The following is a 3,827-nucleotide window of genomic DNA, read 5'->3' as shown; positions in this document are numbered from 1 at the left end:
TTGAAGGTGCTGGTGGGCGTATTGTAGACATCGGTGATGGCGATACGATTGAAATTGATAATCAGCCACCATTATCAGTGGGTGGTCAGTATATTGATACTTCGGTTACCTGTGAGAATACTGGTAACGGTGAGACTGTTTGGTACGATCCATTTAACAAACAAAATGCGGCTGACAACGATGCATTTAAAACAGATGCCAAGCGCCGTGGTGAAGCCGAAATGCTTAGTTGGGATGCAACCATTTCTACCATGGACTTGTTTGAGTTGCCTGCTGGTAGTGTTGCTGCTGCATTTGGTGTCGAATATCGTAATGAGAAAATTAACGATGTACCTGCTGGCGTCACAGTTGCTAATGAAAAAACTAACGATCCAGTATGGGCATATGCGGGCACAAGTGCCGATTATGAACGCACCTCTACCGCAGCTTTTTTTGAAATGGTTGCTCCTTTGGCAAGTGGCTTAGAGGCAACTCTAGCTGGGCGTTTAGATCATTATGATGATTTTGGTACCGACTTTAACCCTATGGTTCGCTTACGTTATCAGCCGTTAGATCAACTAACCTTCCGCGCTAATTGGTCGACATCATTCCGCGCTCCATCGTTGGCGCAAGCTGGGCAAGGCACTCGTTTAACTAGCCATACTTTTAGCTGTGAGAATTTGCCGTCTGATCTGGATAACCCTGTTACGGGTGATGCGGCTAACTTTTGTGATGGTACAGATGTAGATGTTGCCGATATCGACGGTGTGACAGAAGGACTTAATACCGAAGAGTTAGGATCTGATGACTTAGAAGCAGAAACCGCTAATAACTACGGCTTTGGTTTTGTATTAACACCTAACGATGATATTACTTTGAGTGTCGATTGGTGGCGTATTGAATACGATAACCTCGTATCTGCCTTTAATACTGATGTGGAACAATCTTGGATTGAAGAGCAAATTCGTGATGGTAATTATGTGTTAGGTAGTAATCTTTCGGATCTATCTTCAGGTAATGCTGGCGTATTGATCGATGAAAATACCGGTGAAATACTAGATACCCACTTTCAGTTATTTAATACTGGTTTCCAAAATGTCGAAGGCATTGATTTAGCCTATACTCAATACTTTGATCTGAATAACTACGGTACCTTGAAGTGGATGGTAGATGCTTCTTACTTAGTAGAGTATGAAGAAAAAGTTTGTAAATCTTGTGAAGTTGATCAATTGGCGGGAGAGTACTCTTACCCAAGTTTGAAAGCTAGTACTGGGCTACGCTGGAGAAAGAATAACTGGTCAACAAGTGTCTTTGCTAATTATACCCACAGCTATGAGGAAGATGGTACGGATGATCGTGTAGGTGGCCCTACCACTGATGAGCTGGCAGAGATTGGTATCGATGTTGCAGACATTCGTGATGTGCCTTCATGGACGGTTTGGGATCTAAACGTTAGTTATGATTTCGACAGTGGTAGCTATTTGTCTTTTAATGTAGACAATGTGTTTGATAAAGATGCTCCTCGTACCTACAGTAACTATGAGGGTGTAGATTTTTACAATCATAATGTTATGGGTCGAGCATACAGTGTTCGTTACACCCACGCTTTCTAATCGAAGATACTGTTAACTGTAAATAGGGCAGTTTACTGCCCTTTTTTTAACCCTGGATTTTATGTCATGCAAAAACAACAGCAAATCAAAGCTGCCACGATGCCAGATACATATTTGATTCTGTTGGCGGTAATTATTGTCGCTTTTTTGGTGACGTATTTTATTCCTGCTGGCAGCTTCCAGCTGGAAACCCAAGTACAGGCGGATGGATCTGAGAAAGCGCTTCTCAATCCAGAGAGTTTTTCACTCGATTCAGCGCAAGCACAGGGTGTGCCGTTATTTGCCGAAGGAGGTAAAATTGGCCTGCTCAATTTACCTTTTGAAGGGCTAGTCTCGGGCAATAAATATGGCTCAGCGATAGGTGTTTTTGCCTTTATTTTAATTACCGGCGCTTCCTTTGGCATGATTATGGCCACAGGTGCCGTCGACCGTGGTTTGATTCGGCTAATCAGTATAAGTGGCAAAGCAGAGGTTCTGTTTATTCCACTTATCTTCATAAGTTTTTCTTTAGGTGGTGCAGTATTTGGTATGGGAGAAGAAGTCATTCCCTTTGTCTTAATATTGGTGCCATTCCTGATTACTTTGGGTTATGACAGTATTACAGGCGTACTAGTAACTTATGTGGCAACACAGGTTGGTTTTGCAACATCATGGATGAACCCTTTTTCTGTCAGCATTGCACAAGGTGTTGCCGGTCTTCCTTTGCTATCGGGTTCTGGTTTTCGCATGCTGATTTGGGCTTTCTTTACCTTGCTAACCTTGCTTTATACCTTGCGTTATGCACAAAAGATTAAAGCGTCACCGCATTTGTCTTTAGCGTGGCACAGTGACGATTATTTTCGTTCCGAGCAGCCTCTAAGTATTGATTGTAACAAGCTAACATGGCATGACCGTTTGGTGCTGGCCACATTAGTAGCAGGCATTACTTGGATCATATGGGGTGTTACCGTAAAAGGCTATTATTTGCCAGAGATTGCGAGCCAATTTTTTGCTATGGGTTTGATGTGTGCAAGCATTTCTGTTGTTTATAAACATAACGAATTTACTGCAAATCAAGCAGCAGATGCATTTAAGCAAGGTGCTGCTCAGTTGCTTCCTGCGGCACTGATTGTTGCATTTGCAAAAGGTTTAGTTTTATTGTTAGGTGGAGATGATCCATCTTCACCAAGCGTGCTTAATACCATGCTTTATTCTGTGTCTCAATTAGTGACGGGTTTGCACGAGATGGTATCAGCTTGGCTTATGCTGGTTTTTCAAAGTGTGTTTAATATATTTGTTACCTCTGGCTCTGGCCAGGCTGCCTTAACCATGCCTTTGATGGCGCCGCTGTCAGATTTGGTTGGCGTAAGTCGTCAAACGGCAGTACTGGCATTTCAGCTTGGTGACGGTCTGACCAATATTATAGTGCCTACATCGGCGTCTTTAATGGGTTGTTTAGGTGCGGCGCGCCTAGATTGGTCACAATGGCTGCGTTTTATTATTCCTTTGCAAGCCTTTTTATTTTTGTTGGCCTCATTGGCCATGTTTATTGCTGTATATTCTGGATTTTAATAGATCTATCATGATAAAACTTATTCGTAATGCTCAAGTTCACTCACCAACGCCTTTAGGTGTTTGTGACATTCTTATCGCTGATAAGCGTATTGTTAGAATTGATGAAAAAATTGAAATTAATGGTGATGATGTCGAGATCATTGATGCCCATCATCGTATTGTGGCGCCAGGCTTAGTTGATAGCCTTGTTCATATTTCTGGTGGTGGTGGTGAGGGTGGCTATGCCACGCGTACCCCAGAGTTGAATGTAGTTGATGCAGTAAAAGCCGGTGTTACAACAGTAATAGGAGCCTTAGGCACCGATGCTACCACCAGAACCTTGGGTGAACTTCACGGCAAGGCAAAAGCATTAAATGAGCAAGGTATTAGTTGTTTTCATTATACCGGCGCTTATCAGGTACCTGTGCCGACAATGACAGGCAATATACGTAACGATATGATATATATCGATACCGTTATAGGTGTTGGTGAGCTGGCAATTTCTGATCACCGTAGCTCACAGCCTACAGCGCATGAGTTAGCACGTATCGCCGCAGATACGCATGTTGCAGGCTTGTTAAGTGGCAAGAAAGGTGTGGTAAGTATTCATGTTGGTGACCATGATCAACATTTGAACTTATTGCATCAAGTAGTCGAAGAGTTTCCTGAGAGTATATCACAGTTCTACCCGACGCATATGAA

General features: G+C 42.8%; 3 protein-coding genes. All 3 read left to right on the top strand.

Features of this window, described 5'->3' with window-relative positions:
• A partial coding sequence (locus tag HRU21_11905; protein ID NRA42993.1) for a TonB-dependent receptor occupies positions 1–1,592 on the top strand: 1,592 nt, incomplete at its 5' end.
• 66 nt (positions 1,593–1,658) lie between these two features.
• Positions 1,659–3,143: a putative basic amino acid antiporter YfcC gene (gene yfcC, locus HRU21_11900; GenBank protein NRA42992.1), complete on the top strand. Its 1,485-nt coding sequence runs from the start codon at positions 1,659–1,661 to the stop codon at positions 3,141–3,143.
• A gap of 10 nt (positions 3,144–3,153) precedes the next feature.
• Positions 3,154–3,827: beta-aspartyl-peptidase (locus HRU21_11895; protein NRA42991.1), on the top strand; the 674-nt coding region annotated here is incomplete at its 3' end.

The sequence above is a fragment of the Pseudomonadales bacterium genome, assembly GCA_013215025.1.
Classification (GTDB): domain Bacteria; phylum Pseudomonadota; class Gammaproteobacteria; order Pseudomonadales; family DT-91; genus DT-91.
Note: the sequence above shows the minus strand (reverse complement) of the source record. Positions and strands in the feature narration are given on the sequence as shown.